We start from the raw sequence: 20273 nt of genomic DNA, 5'->3' as shown, positions 1-20273 counted from the left end.
TTAAAATTGAACATTAAATTTTTAGACAAATCCGTCACTATTCTTAAAACCAATTAAAGTGATTTAAATAGTACTCATTGACTTTATATTATTAAGGAGTCTTTACAACACCGTGGAGCACTATTAATACATTTAAAATACCGGCCATACGTTTTAAGTTATGACCGATATTTCTTTGCACCACACTCCTATTTGCTTACAATATTATCTTTTAACACCACAAAATCCGATCTTCTATTCACCAAGTGTTCCTGATCAGAACACTTAACACCATTACGGCAGTCATTAATCAACATTGTTTCTCCGTAACCAATAGCACTAAGTATTCTATTTTGTGCAATACCTTTTGTTATTAAGTAATCTCTAGTGCTTTTTGCCCTATCATCTGATAAACGTAAATTATAACTGTCAGACCCTCTAGAATCTGTATGCGATTCTATCTTAATTCTCATATCCGGAAATTGCTGCATAGCAAAAAGTACCTTCTTCAATTCTATTTCCGCCCTTGCCGTTATATCTGACTTATCGTAATCAAAATAAATTGGATCTACCTTTATTTTTTCCACATCACCATCTTTCTCCACAATATCATCATAAGGGGTCAAGTACACCAAATTGTCCGTAGATGGGGATTGCGGAGTATCTGTAGTGGTAACCGATACAATCTGTTTTGAGAATCTATCTTTAAAGAAAACCAGTCTATTTTTCCTGTTACAAGGAAGTTCTATTTCATAAAAACCAAGCTCATCTGTCAATAGAATTTCAATTAATCCGTCCGTAGGGTTCTTTACTTCCACATTGGCAAAAGGCACCGGTTCATTGGTAAGTTTATTCAAGACCTGACCAGAATAGACCAAGCAGTGTGTAGGGTCAATTTTTTCAAAAGAATAAATGTCGTCATCGCCAACGCCTCCCATTCTGTTCGATGCAAAATAACCACTATCATAATCCTCATCTATAATCAATGAGAAATCATCCATATTGCTATTAAAAGGTTTTCCCATATTTACCGGCAATGAGTAATCATCTTTTCCCATTATCTTGGACTTAAAAATATCCAATCCACCTAGGCCATAATGCCCATCCGAAGAAAAGTATAATACATCGTTCACGACATAAGGAAACATCTCCCTACCCTTTGTATTGATCGCTGGTCCTAAATTTTTTGGAGGAGAAATTACGGTACCATCACTATCCAAGTTTACCACATAAATATCCGATCCACCATAGCCTCCAGGCATATTAGAGGTAAAATACAGTTTTTTACCATTAGAACTCAATGCGGGGTGTCCACAGGAATAATCCTTATCATTTATAGACAGGGACTGAATATCCTCAATATCCCCATTGTATAAATTACCCATGACAATCTGCATATTGGACAGTCCGTCATTATTGGCCTGCAGCTTACCTTTCTTAAAATAATTACGGGTAAGGTAAATACGGCTCATATCTTTGGTCACCGTTACGGATGCATCATGAAAATCTGACATTCTATTGGCAGCGAATTTCTCTGGAATAAAACCAGGGTCTTGAGGCACGGTCACAAACAGGTCCAGATAAGGTTGATTGTTCCACGGATAAACCTTACCGCCAGCGGTAATGGAATCTCGGGTACTGGAAAAAACTATGGACCCATCTCTATAAAAGGCAGGTGAAAAATCGGATTTTGGGCTATTGAAAGCTAACCTATCCATCTCATACCTGGCCTCTGTCAACAACAAACTATCTAAATGCTGTCGCTGTGCCATTATCATCTTCAACTGATCCTCATCCTCATAATAATCAAGTAATACCTCATCTGCCCTTTCTGGTTTAAGGTTGGCCTTTAGACATTGAACAAGTTTTATAACATTGTTCTCCCCTATTTCATTCCCTTTTTGCACATATAATTTAGAGTACCATTTTTCTGCATTGATATAATCACCAATATTAAAATAACTATCTGCCAAATTTTGCAAAACGTGGTCATCTACACGTTTACCTTTATCGGCAATGTCCTCATACAGTTCAATGGCCTTATTGAATTTAAAATTCTTAAAGAACTCATCTGCACGGGTCTCTTTTGTCTGTCCATGCATAACCATACATGCACATAATATGAAATATGTATATCGTAATTTTATTTTCATAATTATAAGTTTAAAAGAATCTTGGTGACAATGCCCTTTTCTTTAAGCCATCTAGATTGTAGGTTAAAATAATTTCATGAGAACCATCATTATAGTTTTCCAAACCGGTGACCGAATAATCATAGGCATAACCTAAGAAGAAATTATCAGTGATATGAAATCCTGCCAAGGCACTGATAGCATCATCATACCTATAGGCCAAGCCTAGACTTAAGCGCTCCCTCAAGAGAAAATTGGCAGAAACATCTACGGATATAGGTGCTCCAGAAACCACTTTACCCAAAACGGCCGGCTTAAACTTAACAGATTCACTCAAATCAAATACATAGCCCGCCATTAAGAAGTATTGGCTTTTTCTTTCCGTTACGGTATCATCATCTTCTTTATAAATGCGAGAATTAAGTAGGTTGTTACTAGAAACGCCCGCATACCATTTTGCACCGAAGTAATAAACCCCTGCACCTACAATAGGTCTTGTATCATTAAGGTTTTCTTGAAAAACAGGGTCTAATTCATTGGAAAAATTTCCTTTGGAATAATCTACATTGAAAATATCCAAACCTGCATTTAAACCAAATGACAAGGTTGTAGTTTCCCCCGTTTTAACGTGATAGGCAAAATTAGCATTGACCTCAAAATTATTTGATGCCCCTAGATTGTCATTCAATAAGGTTAGCCCTACCCCTATTCTGTCCTTGACCAAGCCATGGGCAGAAAAGCTTTGTGTTTCCGGAGAGCCATCTATGCCCACCCATTGCGACCTGTAAAGTAAGCTTGCCGCTAATTTGCCCTGTGTACCCGTATAACCAGGGTTCAAGGTTTGTGTATTGTACATATACTGCGTGTATTGAGGCCGTTGCTGGCTTCTGACGACAGTAGTCGTCAAGAACATTAAGCAGATAAATGTTGCTACAATTGTTATATAATTCTTCATTGGAATATTTGTTTTTGGTATTGAGAAATTTAAATGTATCCTAGCTTATCTGGCAAGTTGCAACCAACCTACCAACTCACGGTTTAGTTCAGGAATGTTCACTACATAGTAATACGTACCGGCAGGCAAATGTTCCCCCGTCCTAATTACGCCATTGACATTGGCTATACCGTCCCAATTATTTTGATAATCCTGGGTTTCAAAAACCAAATTCCCATTTCTATTATAAATTTGGATGGTATTGGCATAGTCCGTTATACATTCAATCTCAAAGAAGTCGTTGAAACCATCGGAATTTGGTGAAAATTCATTGAAAACCTCTAAGCAAAATTCTGCACCAAGCACTTCTCCACAACTATTAGTGGCAATTTCCTGCGTCATGGAAGTGTTTTCCGCACAACCATTAGCGCTGGAATATGACACCTGAATAGAGGTATCTTGCAAGCTTGTCCAAGTAACGGTTACAAAATCATCTGTAGCAGTACCTCCTTCAGTAATTGTACCACCGTTAACCACCCACATATAATCCGTTTGGTTACTCACGGTCGTATACGTGTACGATCTTTCTGTACAAGCCTCTGTAAATTCACCAACCAAGGTAATGGAAGTATCTTCCAAAACAGTTGCGGTTATAAGCAGCCTGTCTTCACTTTCACAACCATTTTCTATTCTAGATACGTAATAATTGCCATTTACAAGAGGGTCATTGGGATTAAGCATAGTTCCATTTTCAGGACTATCATAAAAGACCACATCGTCTTGATCAACTTGCAAATCCCCAATTACAGGATCCGTATTCTCACAAAATGTTTGTGCAGTATTAGTTGTAGTAGGTGCTTCTACCGAAATAATGGTTACAGAAATCCCTACTCGTGCATAGACGGAAATAGGAATATTCAATAATCCCGTATAATATATTTCTCCATCCACTAAAGGTGTGTCCATATCCAATACGTTACCTCCCACCAATGCACTGAACAATACACCATCTTCCAAGGCTAGTTCTAAATCTAACAAGGTAGGGTTATCAGATGCACAGAAAACCTGCTCGTCATCCTCTAATGGTAATTCCGGAATAGGTAATGGTAATTGATATGTAGAACTACAACCTCCGGATTGCAGGGTTAATTCTACCTGTTGATCATCATCCAAAAGAACATCCAAACCATTTACTTCTATACTATATTCTAAATTCTGGTCTAAAACACCCGCATATTCATTACCGTTTAACTGTATGGTCAATGGATCGCCTTGCACAACATCTCCTGAGATAGAACCTTCTAAAAGTACAGTTGAGTTTTCATTGTTTATGGCCAAAACATCCGCTACGGTAATAACCGTATCCAAAGTAGGTACAGCCGAAAAATCAGAGTCCACTATGGTTACCGCAACTTCTTTTAGCGCTCCGCTTTCATTATCACAACCAACAACCTCACGCTCTAAACCAACATAAAAGCTATATGGGGAATTTACCTCGTCTAGACCGCTAATGGTCAATGTACCGGTATCAGAAACAGTATAAGTTACATCACCATTTACCAAACCATCAGTAATAGGGTTGGCCTTATTTTCATCAAAATACCACTGGAAAGAACCGTCAATATCACTTGAAGGAACTAAAACCACATCACTAGAGCTACAAATAGGACTTTCTGCACCAAATACATTAATATCGTCTGCCGTAGGCCTATCAAGTACATTAATGTTGATAGTGGCCTTTGCGGTTTCCAGCAAACAACCTATTCTACCAACTGCTACATAAAAAGTAGTATCGGCATTTAGGATCCCGGTATTAAAAGATGCACCGGAGTCTACAGTTTCAATTAAATTTCCGCCTGTCATGGCATCATACCATCTAACCTCTAGACCAATATTATTCTCCAGGGTGTTCAAGATATCCACACTGGTACCCGAACATATTGAAATTTCCTGGGAATCTACAGTGATCTCATTTCCGCTTGATAAGTTTAGAAGATCAGAAACAAACCCGACAGTATTTAATATTAAACTAGCTTCTAACCCTGTATCCGATGTAGAAACCGTTACCTCCCTTAAATCTCCAGGAGCATTTTCACAAGAGGCGCTCTCTTCAGTTATACGAGCATATACGTTAAAGGTATCAAAATCTTCTTCTAAGCCGCTTATATCAAGTGAGCCATTTGCGTTAACGGTGTAGGTAACACTATTGACAACTAGGCCATTAGTAATTTCATTTAATGCATCTGCATCAAAATACCATGTATAGGAACCTTCAACATCACTTGTAGGTGTCAATGTTAGTGTACCCGTTTCACATATACCGTCATTTGTAATCTCTACATTGATATCTTCTGCGGTAGGGACAGGTACCACATTAACTTCTACCTCTAAAAGTGATGATACATCTGTACATCCTTTTTCACGGGCAGCAACAAAAAATGTAGTTGTCTCCGTTACATTTGTTACTACAAAGGCTTCACCCGAGTCCATTACTTCCAGTTGGGTACCATCAGCATCAAACCATACAAGTTCTTCATTAACTTCGTCCGTAGTCATTGCCACTAAACTGGCATCTGTACCCGCACAAATAGTAGTGTTGGTAGCGCTAGCATCCAATGTAGGTTCTGCAGGTGCCTTCCTTACATCATAAACTCTAATACGTTGATCTAAAGCAACACCAACCAGTGAGCTTAGCTCAAGCGTCAACCGGTCTATAGGAGCTCCGGGAGCAATAGGAACATCTACCCTACCATTTTCAGCCAAAAGCCCTAACAGATCCAGGTTTAATAAATTATTTGCATCTTCTTGAAAAACTGGGGCAGAAGAACCATTGTTGCCCCTAATCTCTATATTATTCAATAAACCTAATTGCACTAGCGAAGGGTCAATACCCAGGGTAATGTAAAAGATATCGTCTGCATTGGATACGGCATCAAAATAATAGGTTTGGGAAAGCGACGCTGCAACGCCTACAATACCAAATCCCAGTTCCGAATAAGTATCGTTACTGTCATCAATTGCCAATTCCGGATTATTTACACCGGCACCACTCAATTGCAAAAGGTCCAGTGTTATACCTGTACCATCAAAAGAAGTAAATGCTGCATTTAAACAATTCTCAATACTGGCATCATCTTGAAAAGCGCCGTAAATATCCAAGGATTTTTCTGACCCCAAACCGACCAAAGAACCAGTTCTATTTGTAATTCGTATTCTATTATAGGGTGCATCTGGTGAAATTGACACAAAATATTCGCCATTTTCATTAGTAACAACCCGCATTTGATCCGTAGTAAAAGCATTGTTTAAAGCGGAATCATTGGTAAGAATAACCGTATCATCATTTTTAACTTCAACGCTAAATTCCTGATTTCCTATAATAACAACGCCTAGGACATCCGCTAAAAGCTCACCTAAATTTCCTCCCAGTAAAAAGGGCAGTAAGTCATCTTCCGTATCTAAGCGTACATAACTAGTTTGCAATGCCGGAATTTGGTTGGCGAACTCCAGTTCCAAGTGGCCTGAGTACGCACCTAAACCTAAAGCCAAACCAGAATTGGCCCTTACAGTGGCATTCGTTGAAAGATTATTGTCTATTGCCCTGTTTGAAAAATCAACTTGGGATTCACTACTAATTGTTTGGGCAAACTGCTGTTGCCCATATACCACCTCAGCTCCTATTAATAAGCAGAACAGTGTAAAAGTTAGTAGAAAACTATTAAGGTAGTTTTTTTCCATATCATTATTATTTATAAGAAATTTCTTACAAATATAACGACAGGCTTTTTAATTGATTTTAATAAAAGTTCACTTTACGATATTCAGAAGAAAAACATCGATAAAATGCACTAAAATATCGACGAACGGTATTTCAATAAAGATGCATTACGAATAATACAGTTATACAGGATTTTGACTCAATTTTATTCAGCATAATCACTTATAAATGTGAATTTCACAATTAAAACTTATTGGCTAAACTAATAGAAATACCTGTACTAATATTTAGGAATCTACTTAATGAAGACCTGTGTAAAATAGATCATTCCGTTGGCGTCCGCATAGGCGGATATTGCAGTGGCATCAAAATCGCCCTCTATGTTCTTCAGATGGCTTGGGCTGTTCAACCACGCCTCTACAATACCTTGGGCGGTGGTGAAATTCCTGCCCACGTTCTCGGATACCTTTACCGCGTTGAATTCCTCTGAAAGAGTTGAGGACCTTTGTGCAAAACCGTCATGGCTGATCTGCGACTTGGAAATCATATATAGGTTGTGCTCGGTAGTATAGGATTGGGCACGTGTATCATAGGACAGCGTGCTAAGGCCTTTTTCCGCCCTGTAATCGTTCACAAGCTCAAATATCTCCAGTTCCATTTCACTGTCGGACACGATCATGGCAGTTGAATTGATCTGCTCATCAACTAGCTCCTCTTTGCTACAAGAGCTGGTCATCACTAAAATAGACAGTAAGAATAGTACGGGGAATTTCATTTTAACTTGCTTTATCATTAATTACACTGCAAAGTTAGAGGCGATAAAAAGCATGTTAAACTAATCTTCGTTAAAGGGGATTTAACTCTCGATAAGACGTAATTTCTACTGTATTTTGTAGTATTAACCGTATATCCGTAAAATTCCTAATCGGATTTTTTGACCGTTCATCCTTGAGAACGTTATGTGGATCTGTCACTTGAAAAAATTAGAATCTAGGATTTCATTGAAACAATCCATCATGGATTTCCGTAATTGAAGTTACCTTAAAGAATGGTAACCCTTTGTCTGAATATTTTATTTAAATACCAGGTGCTTTGTTTGAAGTGGTAATGTTATTTTAAGCGTGTAGCTTAATTGCCCTGAGTACTATTACTTGATGAAGACCTGTGTAAAGTAGATCATTCCGTTGGCGTCCGCATAGGCGGATATTGCAGTGGCATCAAAATCGCCCTCTATGTTCTTCAGGTGGCTAGGGCTGTTCAACCATGCCTCTACGACACCTTGTGCGGTGGTGAAATTCCTGCCCACGTTCTCGGATACCTTTACCGCGTTGAATTCCTCTGAAAGAGTTGAGGACCTTTGTGCAAAACCGTCATGGCTGATCTGCGACTTGGAGATCATATACAGGTTGTGCTCGGTAGTATAGGATTGGGCACGTGTATCATAAGATAAAGTGCTAAGGCCTTTTTCCGCCCTGTAATCGTTCACAAGCTCAAAGATCTCCAATTCCATTTCACTGTCGGACACGATCATGGCAGTTGAATTGATCTGCTCATCAACTAGCTCCTCTTTGCTACAAGAGCTGGTCATCACTAAAATAGACAGTAAGAATAGTACGGGGAATTTCATTTTAACTTGCTTTATCATTAATTACACTGCAAAGTTAAAAGCAATAAAAAGCTCTTTGGGCGAAACTTCGTGCAATGGATCATAAGTGTCGATAAGCGGTAAATTCCTATAGATATTGTAATAATTAAGATACAAGCCTAAAAAGTTAATCGGATAATTTGACCGTTCATCCTTGGGAACGTTATTTGGATCTGTCACTTGAAAAAATTAGAACCTAGGATTTTATAGAAAACAACCAAAATGGTTTTTGAGTAATTGAAGCTACCTTAAAGAACGGTAACCCTTTTCCTGAATATTTCATTTAAAATCAGGTGCTTTGCTTGAAGTAGTGATATTATTTTAAGCGTGTGCTATAATTGTCCGGAGTACTATTATTTGATGAAGACCTGTGTAAAGTAAATCATTCCGTTAGCGTCCGCATAGGCGGATATTGCAGTGGCATCAAAATCGCCCTCTATGTTCTTCAAGTGGCTTGGGCTGTTCAACCATGCCTCTACAATACCTTGGGCGGTGGTGAAATTCCTGCCCACGTTCTCGGATACCTTTACCGCGTTGAATTCCTCTGAAAGTACAGAGGACCTTTGTGCAAAACCATCATGGCTGATCTGCGACTTGGAGATCATATATAGGTTGTGCTCGGTAGTATAGGATTGGGCACGTGTATCATAGGACAGCGTGCTAAGGCCTTTCTCCGCCCTGTAATCGTTCACAAGCTCAAATATCTCCAGTTCCATTTCACTGTCGGACACGATCATGGCAGTTGAATTGATCTGCTCATCAACTAGCTCTTCTTTGCTACAAGAGCTGGTCATCACTAAAATAGACAGTAAGAATAGTACGGGGAATTTCATTTTAACTTGCTTTATCATTAATTACACTGCAAAGTTAGAGGCGATAAAAAGCATGTTTAACCAATCTTCGTTAAAGGGCAATCAACTCTCGATAAGAAGTAATTTCTTATAGCTATTGTAGTATTTAACGCATATACTTAAAATATCAAATCGGATTTTTTGGTAGTTAATCGGGTTATTCAGCAGATATGAGTACATTTTTAAAATACTATTGTCACTAAAACCATGATGAGGTAATTTTAGAATCACCCTAGTAGAAAAAATCCAAGCAATATGAAAGACTACCTAAATTTATAATACCTTGCACAACCAAAAGTTGATTGTATGACGAATAATGATATTTTTAAAAAATTAAGAGTAGCCTTAAAATTTAGGGATGATGATATTGTAGAAATACTTCAATTGGTAGATTTTAAAATCTCTAAAAGCGAACTAGGGGCTTTTTTCAGGAAAGAGGATCATCCTAATTATATGGAATGTGGTGACCAAGTGCTTCGTAATTTCCTAAATGGATTGGTCATTCATTTAAGAGGCACAAAAGAAAACCCAAAAAACCCAGGAGAAGTTTTATTGGCCATGTCAACAGCTACGAGCAAACCTTTAAAAAAAATCAATAAAAGAGAGGATTTTAAAACAAAGCAACTTAAAAAGGTAGATAAGAGCATCAACCAAGTAAAATATAAAAACAAAAAAAAATCCTGAAACGTTATATCGTTACAGGATTTTAATTTTTAGATAAATAGTTTAAGCTTTTACGCGTACTGGTATCGTGTAAATTTTACCTTCTTCTACTTTACTTAAATCTACTTTTTTGTAGTTTAAGCTATTCTTTACAAATCTTTCCATTCTTTCATATTGACTATCAACAGACAATACAACGATTTCACCTTCGCTATTTAAGGTAAAACGAACTTGAGCGGTAAGGTCAGATTTGATTTCCGAAAAATTGTTGTTGGCTAACATTACTGAAATTTGTGAAGAAAGACTTTTGTCTGGAGCGATATCCGTATTATCGTTTGCCAGTACACTACCTGTTGCTAATAAAACTGCTGCTACTACTACTAAACTTAATTTTCTCATGACTTTTTGTTTTTTACCTCAGATTTTCTGAAGCATGATTAATAATTGATTGATGATGTATTACTAAAAAGACGACCTAAAAATAATAATGTTACAATTTGATGCGTATTTAACATCTCTTTAATATTAATTTCTCAGTTCTACACCTTAAAATTAAAAATTACAATCATTGAAAAAACAAGAAAATTGAGTCTTAACCATTATTTCAACCAGATAACATTAAACACAGATTAAAGTGAAATAAGATTACAATTACTTAAATATACAACTACAATAAATAGGATTTAAAAAAGAACAATAACACCAGCTTGTTCAATTACTTAAAAAAAATATTGATGGATTTTAAAACACTCCAAGCCCACCGGTAGGTTTTAAATGTCAGCTATTTATATCAAGAAAATAGTGGAAAAATTTAGCATAAAAAAAAGACCATCATAAAGATGGTCTTTTTTTATAAACTAAAATTAGATACACTTATTAAGCTAGTACTTCCTTAACCTTATCTGCCGCTTCCTGGAATTGAACAGCAGAATGAACAGCTAAACCAGAATTGTCTATAATTTCTTTTGCCAATTCTGCATTAGTTCCCTGTAACCTTACAATAATAGGTACTTTAATTGCATCACCCATATTCTTGTAAGCTTCTACAATACCATTTGCCACACGATCACAACGAACGATACCTCCAAAAATATTTACAAGAATAGCTTTTACACCATCATCCTTTAAAATAATTCTAAACGCCTCTTCCACTCTTTTTGCATCAGCCGTACCACCTACATCCAAGAAGTTAGCTGGCTCACCGCCTGCCATCTTAATTAAATCCATAGTAGCCATTGCCAGACCCGCACCATTTACCATACAACCAACGTTACCATCTAGGTCTACATAATTTAAACCTAAGGCACCTGCTTCAACTTCAATAGCACTTTCCTCTCTTAAGTCGCGCATTTCGGCATATTGCTTTCTTCTATACAGTGCATTATCATCAATAGATACTTTGGCATCTACTGCCATGATCAAATCATCGGACGTCTTCAACACAGGGTTGATTTCGAACATACTTGAATCACTTTCAACATACGCCTTATACAATGATGCTACGAATTTTGTCATCTCCTTAAAAGCCGTGCCGGAAAGACCTAGGTTAAAGGCAATCTTTCTTGCTTGAAAACCTAATAGTCCGGTTGCAGGATCAATCTCCTCCGTAAAAATTAAATGTGGTGTACTTTCTGCCACTTCTTCAATATCCATACCACCTTCGGTAGAATACATGATCATATTTTTACCGGTAGCCCTATTCAATAGCACCGACATATAAAATTCGCTAGTTTCACTTTCTCCTGGATAGTATACATCCTCTGCAATCAATACCTGATGTACTTTTTTACCCTCTGCAGATGTTTGCGGGGTTACTAAGTTCATACCAATGATCTGGTTTGCAATCTCCTCTACTTCTTTTAGGTTTTTGGCCAATTTAACACCACCACCTTTACCACGACCACCTGCGTGTACTTGTGCTTTGATAACGTGCCATCCTGTTCCGGTTTCAGCAGTTAATTGCTTTGCAGCCTCAACAGCCTCTTTTGCATTTTGGGCAACTATTCCTCTTTGGATGCGCACCCCAAAACTTGCTAATATCTCTTTTCCTTGATATTCGTGAAGGTTCATATATATGGTGATTTTATTTGTTAGACAAAAATAGGAAACAGGAAGTTATAATCTAAAAATACAGATGATTAATTAGATAATCTGTAATAAAAATATGGATTAGGTCCTGTAAATAAGGTCATTTCCGTTATTTTAGACTTAGAGCTGCCATTACATATCAATGTTTTTAAAATCCAACGGGTCAAAATTCTTAAAATGACCATTAAGCTCTATAATTTTTTTGGTTCGCTCTACTTGTCCCAGTACCGTTATCATTGAGGTCAAATGAAGGCTTATAAAATTTAATCGGTCATTTTCATTAGGTATTTGTAATAACTGGTATTCTTGTTCAAATGACAACCCAATTTTATGTGCCAGGGTAAAACTATTGAATTCACTGGCCTGTATTTCTTGAAAAGGAACTTCCATCATTGCATATAACTGCTCTATACCATCTATGATTGTTTTTTTCTTTTCCAAAGATGCTTCGTAATCATAATCTATGAGCTTTACGATTCCCCCTGCATATAATTTACCGGGCATAACAGCATCAATAGCCAACAATTTAAATACTTGTCTAGCTACACAAACCACGTCCATTTCTCCGGTTTCGTAAGTAGTCACTACTTCTACCAACTGCACTTCAACACCATATTCCATTTTATTGTTAATGAATACGGGTATGCCAAAAGTAATAGCCTCTTCTCTACAATCGTTGATCAGTTGTTTATAACGTTCCTCAAAAATGTGTAGCGGCACAGTCTCACCGGGGTAAAATATAGACCGTAGTGGAAATAAGGGTAATTTCATTATATAAAAATACAAAGGTAAATGGGTAGCAACAAAACAATATACAATTCAAATTGTTTTAAATAACACAATTTGTTATTTTAATCATTTATATGTTATTTTTTTTGCCACATTGCATTTAGAAAACTAAATTCGCAAAAAAATGATCATTATGAATAATGAGGATTTATTGCAAATAGCAAAAACCTACGGTGATCCGGTGTATGTGTATGACTCGGATAAAATTGTTTCTCAATTTAAAAGATTGACCAAAGCATTTGGTTCGGTTAAAAAATTAAAACTTAATTATGCAGCCAAGGCCTTATCCAATATTACCATATTAAAATTAATGAACAGTTTGGGCAGTGGCCTGGATACTGTTTCCATACAAGAAGTACAATTAGGACTACTTGCAGGATTTAAGCCCGAAACAATCATTTTTACTCCAAACGGGGTTTCCTTGGAAGAGATTGAAGAAGCGGCCAAATTAGGTGTTAGAATAAATATTGACAACCTGTCTATATTAGAGCAATTTGGTAGCAAGCACCCAAATATTCCTGTTTGTATTAGAATTAATCCGCATGTTATGGCAGGTGGTAATTCTAATATTTCTGTAGGACATATAGATTCTAAATTTGGAATTAGTATTCATCAAATTCCGCACTTGCTTCGTATTGTTGAATTAACGAAAATGAATATTAACGGTATACATATGCATACCGGTAGCGATATTTTAGATATTGATGTATTCTTATATGCTTCTGAAATTCTTTTTGAAACCGCACGTAATTTCAAAAATTTAGATTTCATTGATTTTGGTAGCGGATTCAAAGTACCTTATAAAGAAGGTGATATAGAGACCAATGTTGAAGAGCTAGGGAAAAAATTAAGCAAACGCTTTAATGAATTCTGTAAAGAATACGGTAAAGATTTAACCCTTGCCTTTGAGCCTGGTAAATTCTTAGTGAGTGAAGCTGGTGTATTCCTTACAAAAGTGAACGTCGTTAAACAAACAACATCCACTGTATTTGCCAGTATAAACACAGGGTTTAATCATTTGATCAGACCTATGCTATATGGCGCTACGCACACTATAAAAAACATTTCTAACCCAAGTGGTAGAGAGCGTTATTATTCTGTTGTTGGGTATATCTGTGAGACCGATACATTTGCCAGTAATAAAAGAATAAACGAAATTACTGAAGGTGATATTCTTTGCTTTAAAAACGCAGGTGCCTATTGCTTTACTATGGCCAGTAACTACAATTCAAGATTTAGACCGCCAGAGGTTCTATGGCACAAAGGCAAAGCAATTCTTATACGCGAAAGAGAAACTTTTGACGATTTAATTCGTAACCAAATAGATGTTAAAGATTTGTTCGCCGTTAAAGAAACGGCAAAAGTGAAATAAAGCAAAAGAAAAAACGTTAGTTTTGGTATAGTTGTTGGACTAATCCTAAAAAAACTTATGAAAGCGTATTCTCTATTTTTCACCAAATCGGTTTTATTCATAGCGGTACTTTTTGTTACCACTTTAAGTTATGCGCAAGAAGTCAAATGGATCACTTGGGATGAAGCTGCCCAACTAACCGCCACTGAAGAAAACCCTAAGAAAGTTTTCATTGATGTATATACAGATTGGTGCGGATGGTGCAAGAAAATGGACAAAGACACCTTTCAAAATCCTGAAGTAGCTGCTTACATGCAGGAGAACTACTATATGGTAAAATTTGATGGAGAAGGAAAAGAGCCCATTGAGTATAAAGGAAAAACATACAAATTTGTACCGTCTGGCAGAAAAGGATATCATGAGTTTGCCGCTGCTTTGATGCAAGGTCGCCTTAGTTACCCAACAACTATTTTCCTGGATGAAGAACTGAATATGCTTTCACCTGTACCGGGTTATCAAAAGCCCGTACCATTCTTAGAAATAGCACGTTACTTTGGTGATGATATCTATAAAGAAAAGGATTGGAAAGCGTATGCTGGACAAACAGGTAAATAAATCATAAAACAAATAAAAAAGAGATCCCTACAGGATCTCTTTTTTATTTACATATTACTTGGATAATTACCTACTATAGTTAGGGCTCTCTTTTGTAATAGTTACATCATGAGGGTGACTTTCATTGATTCCGCTAGAGGTAATCTTCACGAATCTACCGTTTTCTTGCAGTGTTGCAATGTCTTTAGCTCCACAATAACCCATACCTGCACGTAGACCACCTACGAACTGGTGAATACTTTCAAAAAGTTCTCCTTTATAAGGTACACGGCCTACAATACCTTCCGGTACCAGTTTTTTGATATCATCTTCCACATCTTGAAAATAGCGGTCTTTACTACCTTGTTTCATGGCTTCTACAGAACCCATACCACGGTAAGATTTGAACTTTCTACCTTCGTAGATAATTGTTTCTCCTGGAGATTCTTTTGTACCTGCTAAAAGCGAGCCTAACATCACTGTATCCGCTCCGGCCGCAATAGCCTTTGGAATATCTCCCGTGTAACGGATACCACCATCTGCAATTACCGGAACACCGGAACCTTTTATAGCGGCTGAAACCTCTAGAACTGCGGAAAATTGAGGAAAACCAACACCTGCTACAACCCTTGTCGTGCATATGGAACCCGGACCAATACCAACTTTAACTGCATCTGCACCAGCTTCAACCAAGTACTTGGCCGCCTCGCCAGTTGCAATGTTACCAACGATAACATCCAACTCTGGAAATTTTTGTTTTACCGCTTTTAGAACAGCAACCACACCTTTAGTATGACCATGTGCCGTATCTATAATAACTGCATCCACACCGGCATTTACCAAAGCTTCTGCCCTATCAACTGCATCACCGGTAACACCCAGTGCAGCAGCAACGCGCAAACGACCATATTGATCTTTATTCGCAATTGGTTTTTGAGTCAATTTCGTAATATCTCTAAATGTGATTAAACCCAACAAGGTGTTGTCTTTAGAAACCACTGGTAACTTCTCAATTTTATGCTGTTGTAAAATATCTTCTGCTTCAGATAGTGAAGTGCCTTCATCTGCAGTCACCAAATTTTCAGAAGTCATCACCTCTGCAATTGGTCTTTCATTATTTTTTTCGAAACGTAAATCCCTATTGGTAACAATACCCAAAAGCTTTCCTTCAGCATCAACTATTGGTATACCACCAATGCTAAACTCCTTCATACTAGCCTTAGCATCTTTTACCTGAGAATTTAAAGGTAGCGTAACGGGATCTAAGATCATTCCGCTTTCAGCCCTCTTCACTTTTCTAACCTTCATAGCTTGTTGCTCTATGGTCATGTTTTTGTGCAGAACACCAATACCACCTTCTTGAGCCATGGCAATTGCCATTCTAGACTCGGTAACCGTATCCATCGCAGCGGATATGATCGGCACATTTATCGTTATATTTTTTGTGAATTTTGTCTGAATACTCACTTCCCTCGGAAGCACTTCAGAATATGCAGGTACTAATAATACGTCATCGTAAGTTAGACCTTCTCCTAGAATTTTGTTTTGGTGGGCTTGCATAGCAATTAAGGATTTAATTGCGTGCAAATATAGTGAATATTATTGATTTAGCAGTTGCTCTTTACTATTAGGACTACATAATTGCAGAAGCACAACAAATGCCGAAATACTGTACGTGGCGGTCATTAAAATTCCCGAAAAAATGATGATAAATTTAAACCAAATAACACCTGACCATAGCATATATATACCGCCAAAAGTAAGTACCACGGAAATAAAAGGCTCCACGGTTAAAAAAAGTTTTAAGTTCTTTGGTAATTTACATAGCCAAACCAGAATACCCAGTAAAAAAAAGATAAATGACATGGAAAGAATGTGTGTATGAATGATCGTCAACATTTCCCTTTCACTTTTTTTGAACTTCATGATAGCTGCCTCCTCATCTTCCTCATTGCCCAAATAATTTTCCTCAATACCTTGTGTACTTGCAGTACTAGTTTCCGTCACGAACAATAATCCCGTAAAATACCCAATAGAAAGAACGACCACAAATGCAGCAATAAAAATCCGGATAGACTTTGAAAAAGTGCCCAAGTACCCATTATAGTCCATTATAGTACTTCATTTTCCTTTAAAATAGCCAACGACTGCAAAAGTTCATCTATGGCGTTGGTCATGGACCGTACAGAAATTGTAGCACCAGCTATACCATCAATATTATTTTCATGATCTACACGGTTACCTGCCATTTTACCTTCAAATTGCTTTAACCACCTTTTACTTCCAATTTCCCCTCCATACTCCTCTCTATAAATTAATACTTTAGACTTTACAATCTTTAAATTATTGTCAAGCAAGACCATATAATCAAATTTAGCAGTCTTACTAGGAGCTTGGTCTATATATAGATAGCCAATATGAGTTTGTTCGTCATAAAGTTGAAAAAAATTCTGATCACTAATTTTACTTGGCAATTCTAAGTGTTGATTGTGGTCATTTATGACCGGCTTCATAGAAAAAGTTTCTATTTCAAAATAATTCTTTATTTCCTTATCGACCTTTTTCTGAATATTTTTAGGCAAACCAAAACCCATTAATAGCAATGGCAGCATCCAAAAAGCAATATTTCTCAAAGAATTACTCATAATCATTAATTTAATTCATTAAAACCAAACTCCAATACCAAAATTCAACCTATCCTTTACATCGCTATCTTCGGCTGCATTGCTACGAAACTGATAATCTCCTTTTACCACCACGCCTGGGGCTATATGATAGGTAAGTCCTGTAGTAACATCCGTGCGATCATAAGCTTCATTACGGGTTAATCCTCCATCTGTACTAGCATGGGTATCATACTTCTCATACCTAGTAAATACAAATAACTTTTGTTCCCTGTCCATAGAAAGCAAATTATAGGCCCCTTCAACATAAAATCCACGTAATGCACTGCCTAAATCCCTACCTGTAGCACTATTATAAGCTTCGGTATCAGATAAAGCGGCATTTATAAATTGCCCCCTTGCAGTAAATCGGTTATAAGCATATCGTGCATCAAGGCCAAGCATGGCAATACCAATATTTGCACCATCAATGTTTTCTATATCATCCTCTGCCTGTGTTTTACCAAAGTAGGTAGAAAGTCCAAGCCTAAGTCCAGGAATACCGTAATAATCAAATTTTGTGGATAGTGTAGGACTATCTATTGTAGATTGTATGGCTTTTTGACGGCCTCCGCGCAATCCACTTGAACCCCCTAAAAATCCTGAAAGTCCACCTTCTCCATTTGCTTCGGTAGATTTAAAGCCATTAAAAACATAGGCTTGATAACCCAAACTAATATCATTGAACCTACCTGCAACACCAACTCCTATCTCACGCCAAGTCGTTGGAACAATAGCATTATCCATACCAGGTCGTTCTGTTCCATTAAATGTTGTTGGTTCATGAAACTCATTGATTATCCCCATGGGCACCAACATTAAACCACCACGTAGACTAACATTACTACCTATTGCATAATTTACGAATGCTTGTTCTACATATACCTCGTTTACATGCTCCAATTCTACCTCTGTCACAAATTGGGTTTTATCATTAAATCGATATCCAAAAAGCAATACCATTCTTTGTATATCCAATTCTCCATTATCCCCTTCTGGCTGATTATATAACATTTCTGCATACGCTCCTACCGTTACTGCGGAGGCATAATTGCCAGACAGTAAACGCTGTGCAGCATTGATTTGGGTTTGTGGCACCAAAGTAATAGAATCAGTTTTTGTTTGCGCCGTTACAAAACCAAAAGTTAATAGTACAAGGAAAACAATTTTGTGTTTCATTCTTAGACTTTAAATGCAGATTTATGATTAACATTTCATTAACGGCTGCAAATGTAAATTCAAAAAAGTACTTTACAAAGTTTATTTGTATTAAATCTAAATAAAAGTAGTGATCAGTTAATAGATGAGTTAATGATATTTTGAAAATAACTCTGTGGCTTTATTATAAGCTGCTTCAAAAACCATCCAATTTACTCCTGTATTGGCCTTTTGAGCAGTAAAATAGGACAACATTCTTTCTGTAGGCATATTACCGGTTAAATCATCCTTTGCCATTGGGCAACCGCCAAAACCTTGTATGGCACCATCAAAACGGCGACATCCAGATTCATAAGCCGCAGAGACTTTCTCATGCCATTTGGCAGGTGTAGTATGCAAGTGTGCGCCAAATTCAATTTTAGGGTACTTAGGAATTAAATTGGAAAACAAATATGAAATAGTTTCAGGGTCAGACGAGCCCACCGTATCTGAAAGAGACAATATTTTAGCGCCCATTTTTGCCAATTTTTCTGTCCAATCGCCCACAATATCCACATTCCAAGGGTCTCCATACGGATTCCCGAAGCCCATAGAGATATAAGTTACGACCTCTTTGTTTGCCGCATCGGCAATATTGAAAATCTCTTGAAGGGTTTCTACAGATTGCGCAATGGTCTTATGGGTATTTCTCATTTGAAAATTCTCGGAAATAGAAAATGGAAAACCTAAATAGTCAATTTCAGGATGACTTACAGCGTCTTCTGCCCCACGAACATTTGCTACAATTGACAACAACTTTGATTTTGTTTTTGACAAATCTAACTTGGACAGGACCTCAGCAGTATCTACCATTTGAGGAATTGCTTTTGGAGAAACAAAGCTTCCAAAATCCAATGTATCAAAACCGCAACCTAGCAAGGATTGCAGGTACCTTACCTTTTCATTGGTAGGAATAAAATGCTTAATGCCTTGCATGGCATCTCTTGGACACTCAATTATTTTAACATCGGTATTAAACATAATGCAAAAATACGAACTCTAAATAAGTATATCCTATTAATATTTTAATAAAACTAACCTAATACTAAATAAATCGCAATACCTGTAAATACAACAACCTGTATCCATTTTAAGAATAACCCTATGCGTTTATTCTTTGTCAAAAAAACTGATATTTCCCCTGCCAATATAGCTATAGCCCCAAATACTACAGATGAAACTAGAATAAAAAGAAAACCAAGGATGTAGAATTGCATAACGCTATTCATACGTTCTGAAAAAAGAAACCCCGGAAAGAATGCAAGAAAGAAAATGGTTACTTTAGGATTAAAAACATTCATAATAAAGCCTTGTTTAAACAAAGATGTAAGACTCTTTTTTAGACCTTCTCCTTGAATGGAGATATGGTCACCACCTTTATAAACAAGAATGGCCAAATAGATTAAGTATACAGCCCCAAAAATTTTAATTATCGTAAAAATTGTAGGGTTACTTTTAATAACTGCAGAAACACCAAGAGCCAACAAAGTAGTATGCACCAAACATCCTGTCATTAGGCCGGCAACTACTGCTAGTCCAGATTTTTTACCATTACTGATACTTTGTACAAGTACAAAGATATTATCTGGTCCCGGAGAAAGTGCCAGGAGAAAAGTAGCCATTGCAAAGGCGATCAGAATTTCGTAATTCAATTCCATATAATTTTAGT

At 37.0% G+C, this 20273-nt stretch carries 18 protein-coding genes; 3 read left to right on the top strand and 15 right to left on the bottom strand.

From position 1 onward, the window contains the following. Window positions 1–188 precede the first annotated feature (188 nt). From ABVM52_RS13305 to ABVM52_RS13280, 6 genes are all read right to left on the bottom strand, one after another. The gene (locus tag ABVM52_RS13305; protein ID WP_405381280.1) at window positions 189–2132 is read right to left on the bottom strand and encodes an OmpA family protein; all 1944 of its coding nucleotides are present in this window, start codon (window positions 2130–2132) and stop codon (window positions 189–191) included. A gap of 10 nt (window positions 2133–2142) precedes the next feature. After that, window positions 2143–3066, bottom strand: a complete 924-nt coding sequence (locus ABVM52_RS13300) for a type IX secretion system membrane protein PorP/SprF (RefSeq protein WP_405381278.1) — start codon at window positions 3064–3066, stop codon at window positions 2143–2145. 45 nt (window positions 3067–3111) lie between these two features. After that, entirely contained in the window at window positions 3112–6783 is a 3672-nt protein-coding gene (locus tag ABVM52_RS13295; RefSeq protein ID WP_405381276.1) for a gliding motility-associated C-terminal domain-containing protein, read from the bottom strand. Window positions 6784–7058: 275 nt separating this feature from the next. Next, window positions 7059–7556 carry a CAP domain-containing protein gene (locus ABVM52_RS13290; RefSeq protein ID WP_405381274.1) on the bottom strand — a complete coding sequence of 166 codons (498 nt, stop codon included), beginning with the start codon at window positions 7554–7556 and terminating at the stop codon, window positions 7059–7061. Between the two features lie 354 nt (window positions 7557–7910). After that, on the bottom strand, window positions 7911–8408 hold the full coding sequence (locus ABVM52_RS13285) for a CAP domain-containing protein (RefSeq protein WP_405381272.1): 498 nt from the start codon (window positions 8406–8408) through the stop codon (window positions 7911–7913). A 353-nt stretch (window positions 8409–8761) separates the two neighbouring features. Continuing rightward, window positions 8762–9259 carry a CAP domain-containing protein gene (locus ABVM52_RS13280; RefSeq protein WP_405381270.1) on the bottom strand — a complete coding sequence of 166 codons (498 nt, stop codon included), beginning with the start codon at window positions 9257–9259 and terminating at the stop codon, window positions 8762–8764. Window positions 9260–9565: 306 nt separating this feature from the next. Between ABVM52_RS13280 and ABVM52_RS13275 the strand changes: the two genes are divergently transcribed. Next, window positions 9566–9943, top strand: a complete 378-nt coding sequence (locus ABVM52_RS13275) for a DUF1456 family protein (RefSeq protein WP_405381269.1) — start codon at window positions 9566–9568, stop codon at window positions 9941–9943. A gap of 42 nt (window positions 9944–9985) precedes the next feature. Here ABVM52_RS13275 and ABVM52_RS13270 read toward each other — a convergent pair whose 3' ends face one another. From ABVM52_RS13270 to ABVM52_RS13260, 3 genes are all read right to left on the bottom strand, one after another. After that, window positions 9986–10321, bottom strand: a complete 336-nt coding sequence (locus ABVM52_RS13270) for a hypothetical protein (RefSeq protein WP_405381267.1) — start codon at window positions 10319–10321, stop codon at window positions 9986–9988. Window positions 10322–10798: 477 nt separating this feature from the next. After that, window positions 10799–11992, bottom strand: coding sequence for an ADP-forming succinate--CoA ligase subunit beta (gene sucC / locus ABVM52_RS13265; RefSeq protein WP_405381265.1), 1194 nt, complete (start codon window positions 11990–11992; stop codon window positions 10799–10801). A 150-nt stretch (window positions 11993–12142) separates the two neighbouring features. Beyond that, a complete protein-coding gene (locus tag ABVM52_RS13260) occupies window positions 12143–12781 on the bottom strand; it encodes an LON peptidase substrate-binding domain-containing protein (RefSeq protein ID WP_405381263.1) in 639 nt (212 codons plus the stop codon). Between the two features lie 151 nt (window positions 12782–12932). Between ABVM52_RS13260 and lysA the strand changes: the two genes are divergently transcribed. Continuing rightward, window positions 12933–14171 carry a diaminopimelate decarboxylase gene (lysA, locus tag ABVM52_RS13255; RefSeq protein WP_405381260.1) on the top strand — a complete coding sequence of 413 codons (1239 nt, stop codon included), beginning with the start codon at window positions 12933–12935 and terminating at the stop codon, window positions 14169–14171. A 57-nt stretch (window positions 14172–14228) separates the two neighbouring features. Continuing rightward, window positions 14229–14765 (top strand): thioredoxin family protein, encoded by a 537-nt coding sequence (locus ABVM52_RS13250; protein ID WP_405381258.1) that lies wholly within the window; start codon window positions 14229–14231, stop codon window positions 14763–14765. Between the two features lie 66 nt (window positions 14766–14831). On the opposite strand, the gene guaB is transcribed toward ABVM52_RS13250, so the two are convergent. From guaB to ABVM52_RS13220, 6 genes are all read right to left on the bottom strand, one after another. Then, entirely contained in the window at window positions 14832–16304 is a 1473-nt protein-coding gene (gene guaB, locus ABVM52_RS13245; protein WP_405381256.1) for an IMP dehydrogenase, read from the bottom strand. A gap of 39 nt (window positions 16305–16343) precedes the next feature. Then, complete coding sequence (locus ABVM52_RS13240; RefSeq protein WP_405381254.1) at window positions 16344–16856, bottom strand: hypothetical protein; 513 nt, start codon at window positions 16854–16856, stop codon at window positions 16344–16346. Next, entirely contained in the window at window positions 16856–17389 is a 534-nt protein-coding gene (locus ABVM52_RS13235; protein ID WP_405381252.1) for an FMN-binding protein, read from the bottom strand. Before ABVM52_RS13235 ends, ABVM52_RS13240 begins: the two co-directional genes overlap by 1 nt. 18 nt (window positions 17390–17407) lie before the next feature. Then, entirely contained in the window at window positions 17408–18586 is a 1179-nt protein-coding gene (locus tag ABVM52_RS13230) for a hypothetical protein (RefSeq protein WP_405381250.1), read from the bottom strand. A gap of 129 nt (window positions 18587–18715) precedes the next feature. Further along, window positions 18716–19585, bottom strand: coding sequence for a hydroxymethylglutaryl-CoA lyase (locus ABVM52_RS13225; RefSeq protein WP_405381248.1), 870 nt, complete (start codon window positions 19583–19585; stop codon window positions 18716–18718). 53 nt (window positions 19586–19638) lie between these two features. Beyond that, window positions 19639–20256, bottom strand: a complete 618-nt coding sequence (locus ABVM52_RS13220; RefSeq protein ID WP_405385132.1) for a LysE family translocator — start codon at window positions 20254–20256, stop codon at window positions 19639–19641. Window positions 20257–20273: the final 17 nt, after the last annotated feature.

The organism is Maribacter sp. LLG6340-A2 (assembly GCF_045057105.1).
Classification (GTDB): domain Bacteria; phylum Bacteroidota; class Bacteroidia; order Flavobacteriales; family Flavobacteriaceae; genus Maribacter.
The sequence above is the reverse complement of the archived record's forward strand: the minus strand, read 5'-3'. Positions and strand labels throughout refer to the sequence as shown.

What these genes read in the sequence shown, in the direction of transcription:
- ABVM52_RS13290 (WP_405381274.1), bottom strand. Translation starts at nt 7,556, where the DNA reads ATGATAAAGCAAGTTAAAATGAAATTCCCCGTACTATTCTTACTGTCT.
- ABVM52_RS13305 (WP_405381280.1), bottom strand. Translation starts at nt 2,132, where the DNA reads ATGAAAATAAAATTACGATATACATATTTCATATTATGTGCATGTATG.
- guaB (WP_405381256.1), bottom strand. Translation starts at nt 16,304, where the DNA reads ATGCAAGCCCACCAAAACAAAATTCTAGGAGAAGGTCTAACTTACGAT.
- ABVM52_RS13275 (WP_405381269.1), top strand. Translation starts at nt 9,566, where the DNA reads ATGACGAATAATGATATTTTTAAAAAATTAAGAGTAGCCTTAAAATTT.
- ABVM52_RS13240 (WP_405381254.1), bottom strand. Translation starts at nt 16,856, where the DNA reads ATGGACTATAATGGGTACTTGGGCACTTTTTCAAAGTCTATCCGGATT.
- ABVM52_RS13230 (WP_405381250.1), bottom strand. Translation starts at nt 18,586, where the DNA reads ATGAAACACAAAATTGTTTTCCTTGTACTATTAACTTTTGGTTTTGTA.
- sucC (WP_405381265.1), bottom strand. Translation starts at nt 11,992, where the DNA reads ATGAACCTTCACGAATATCAAGGAAAAGAGATATTAGCAAGTTTTGGG.
- ABVM52_RS13225 (WP_405381248.1), bottom strand. Translation starts at nt 19,585, where the DNA reads ATGTTTAATACCGATGTTAAAATAATTGAGTGTCCAAGAGATGCCATG.
- ABVM52_RS13260 (WP_405381263.1), bottom strand. Translation starts at nt 12,781, where the DNA reads ATGAAATTACCCTTATTTCCACTACGGTCTATATTTTACCCCGGTGAG.
- ABVM52_RS13270 (WP_405381267.1), bottom strand. Translation starts at nt 10,321, where the DNA reads ATGAGAAAATTAAGTTTAGTAGTAGTAGCAGCAGTTTTATTAGCAACA.
- ABVM52_RS13235 (WP_405381252.1), bottom strand. Translation starts at nt 17,389, where the DNA reads ATGAGTAATTCTTTGAGAAATATTGCTTTTTGGATGCTGCCATTGCTA.
- ABVM52_RS13280 (WP_405381270.1), bottom strand. Translation starts at nt 9,259, where the DNA reads ATGATAAAGCAAGTTAAAATGAAATTCCCCGTACTATTCTTACTGTCT.
- ABVM52_RS13250 (WP_405381258.1), top strand. Translation starts at nt 14,229, where the DNA reads ATGAAAGCGTATTCTCTATTTTTCACCAAATCGGTTTTATTCATAGCG.
- lysA (WP_405381260.1), top strand. Translation starts at nt 12,933, where the DNA reads ATGAATAATGAGGATTTATTGCAAATAGCAAAAACCTACGGTGATCCG.
- ABVM52_RS13285 (WP_405381272.1), bottom strand. Translation starts at nt 8,408, where the DNA reads ATGATAAAGCAAGTTAAAATGAAATTCCCCGTACTATTCTTACTGTCT.
- ABVM52_RS13295 (WP_405381276.1), bottom strand. Translation starts at nt 6,783, where the DNA reads ATGGAAAAAAACTACCTTAATAGTTTTCTACTAACTTTTACACTGTTC.
- ABVM52_RS13300 (WP_405381278.1), bottom strand. Translation starts at nt 3,066, where the DNA reads ATGAAGAATTATATAACAATTGTAGCAACATTTATCTGCTTAATGTTC.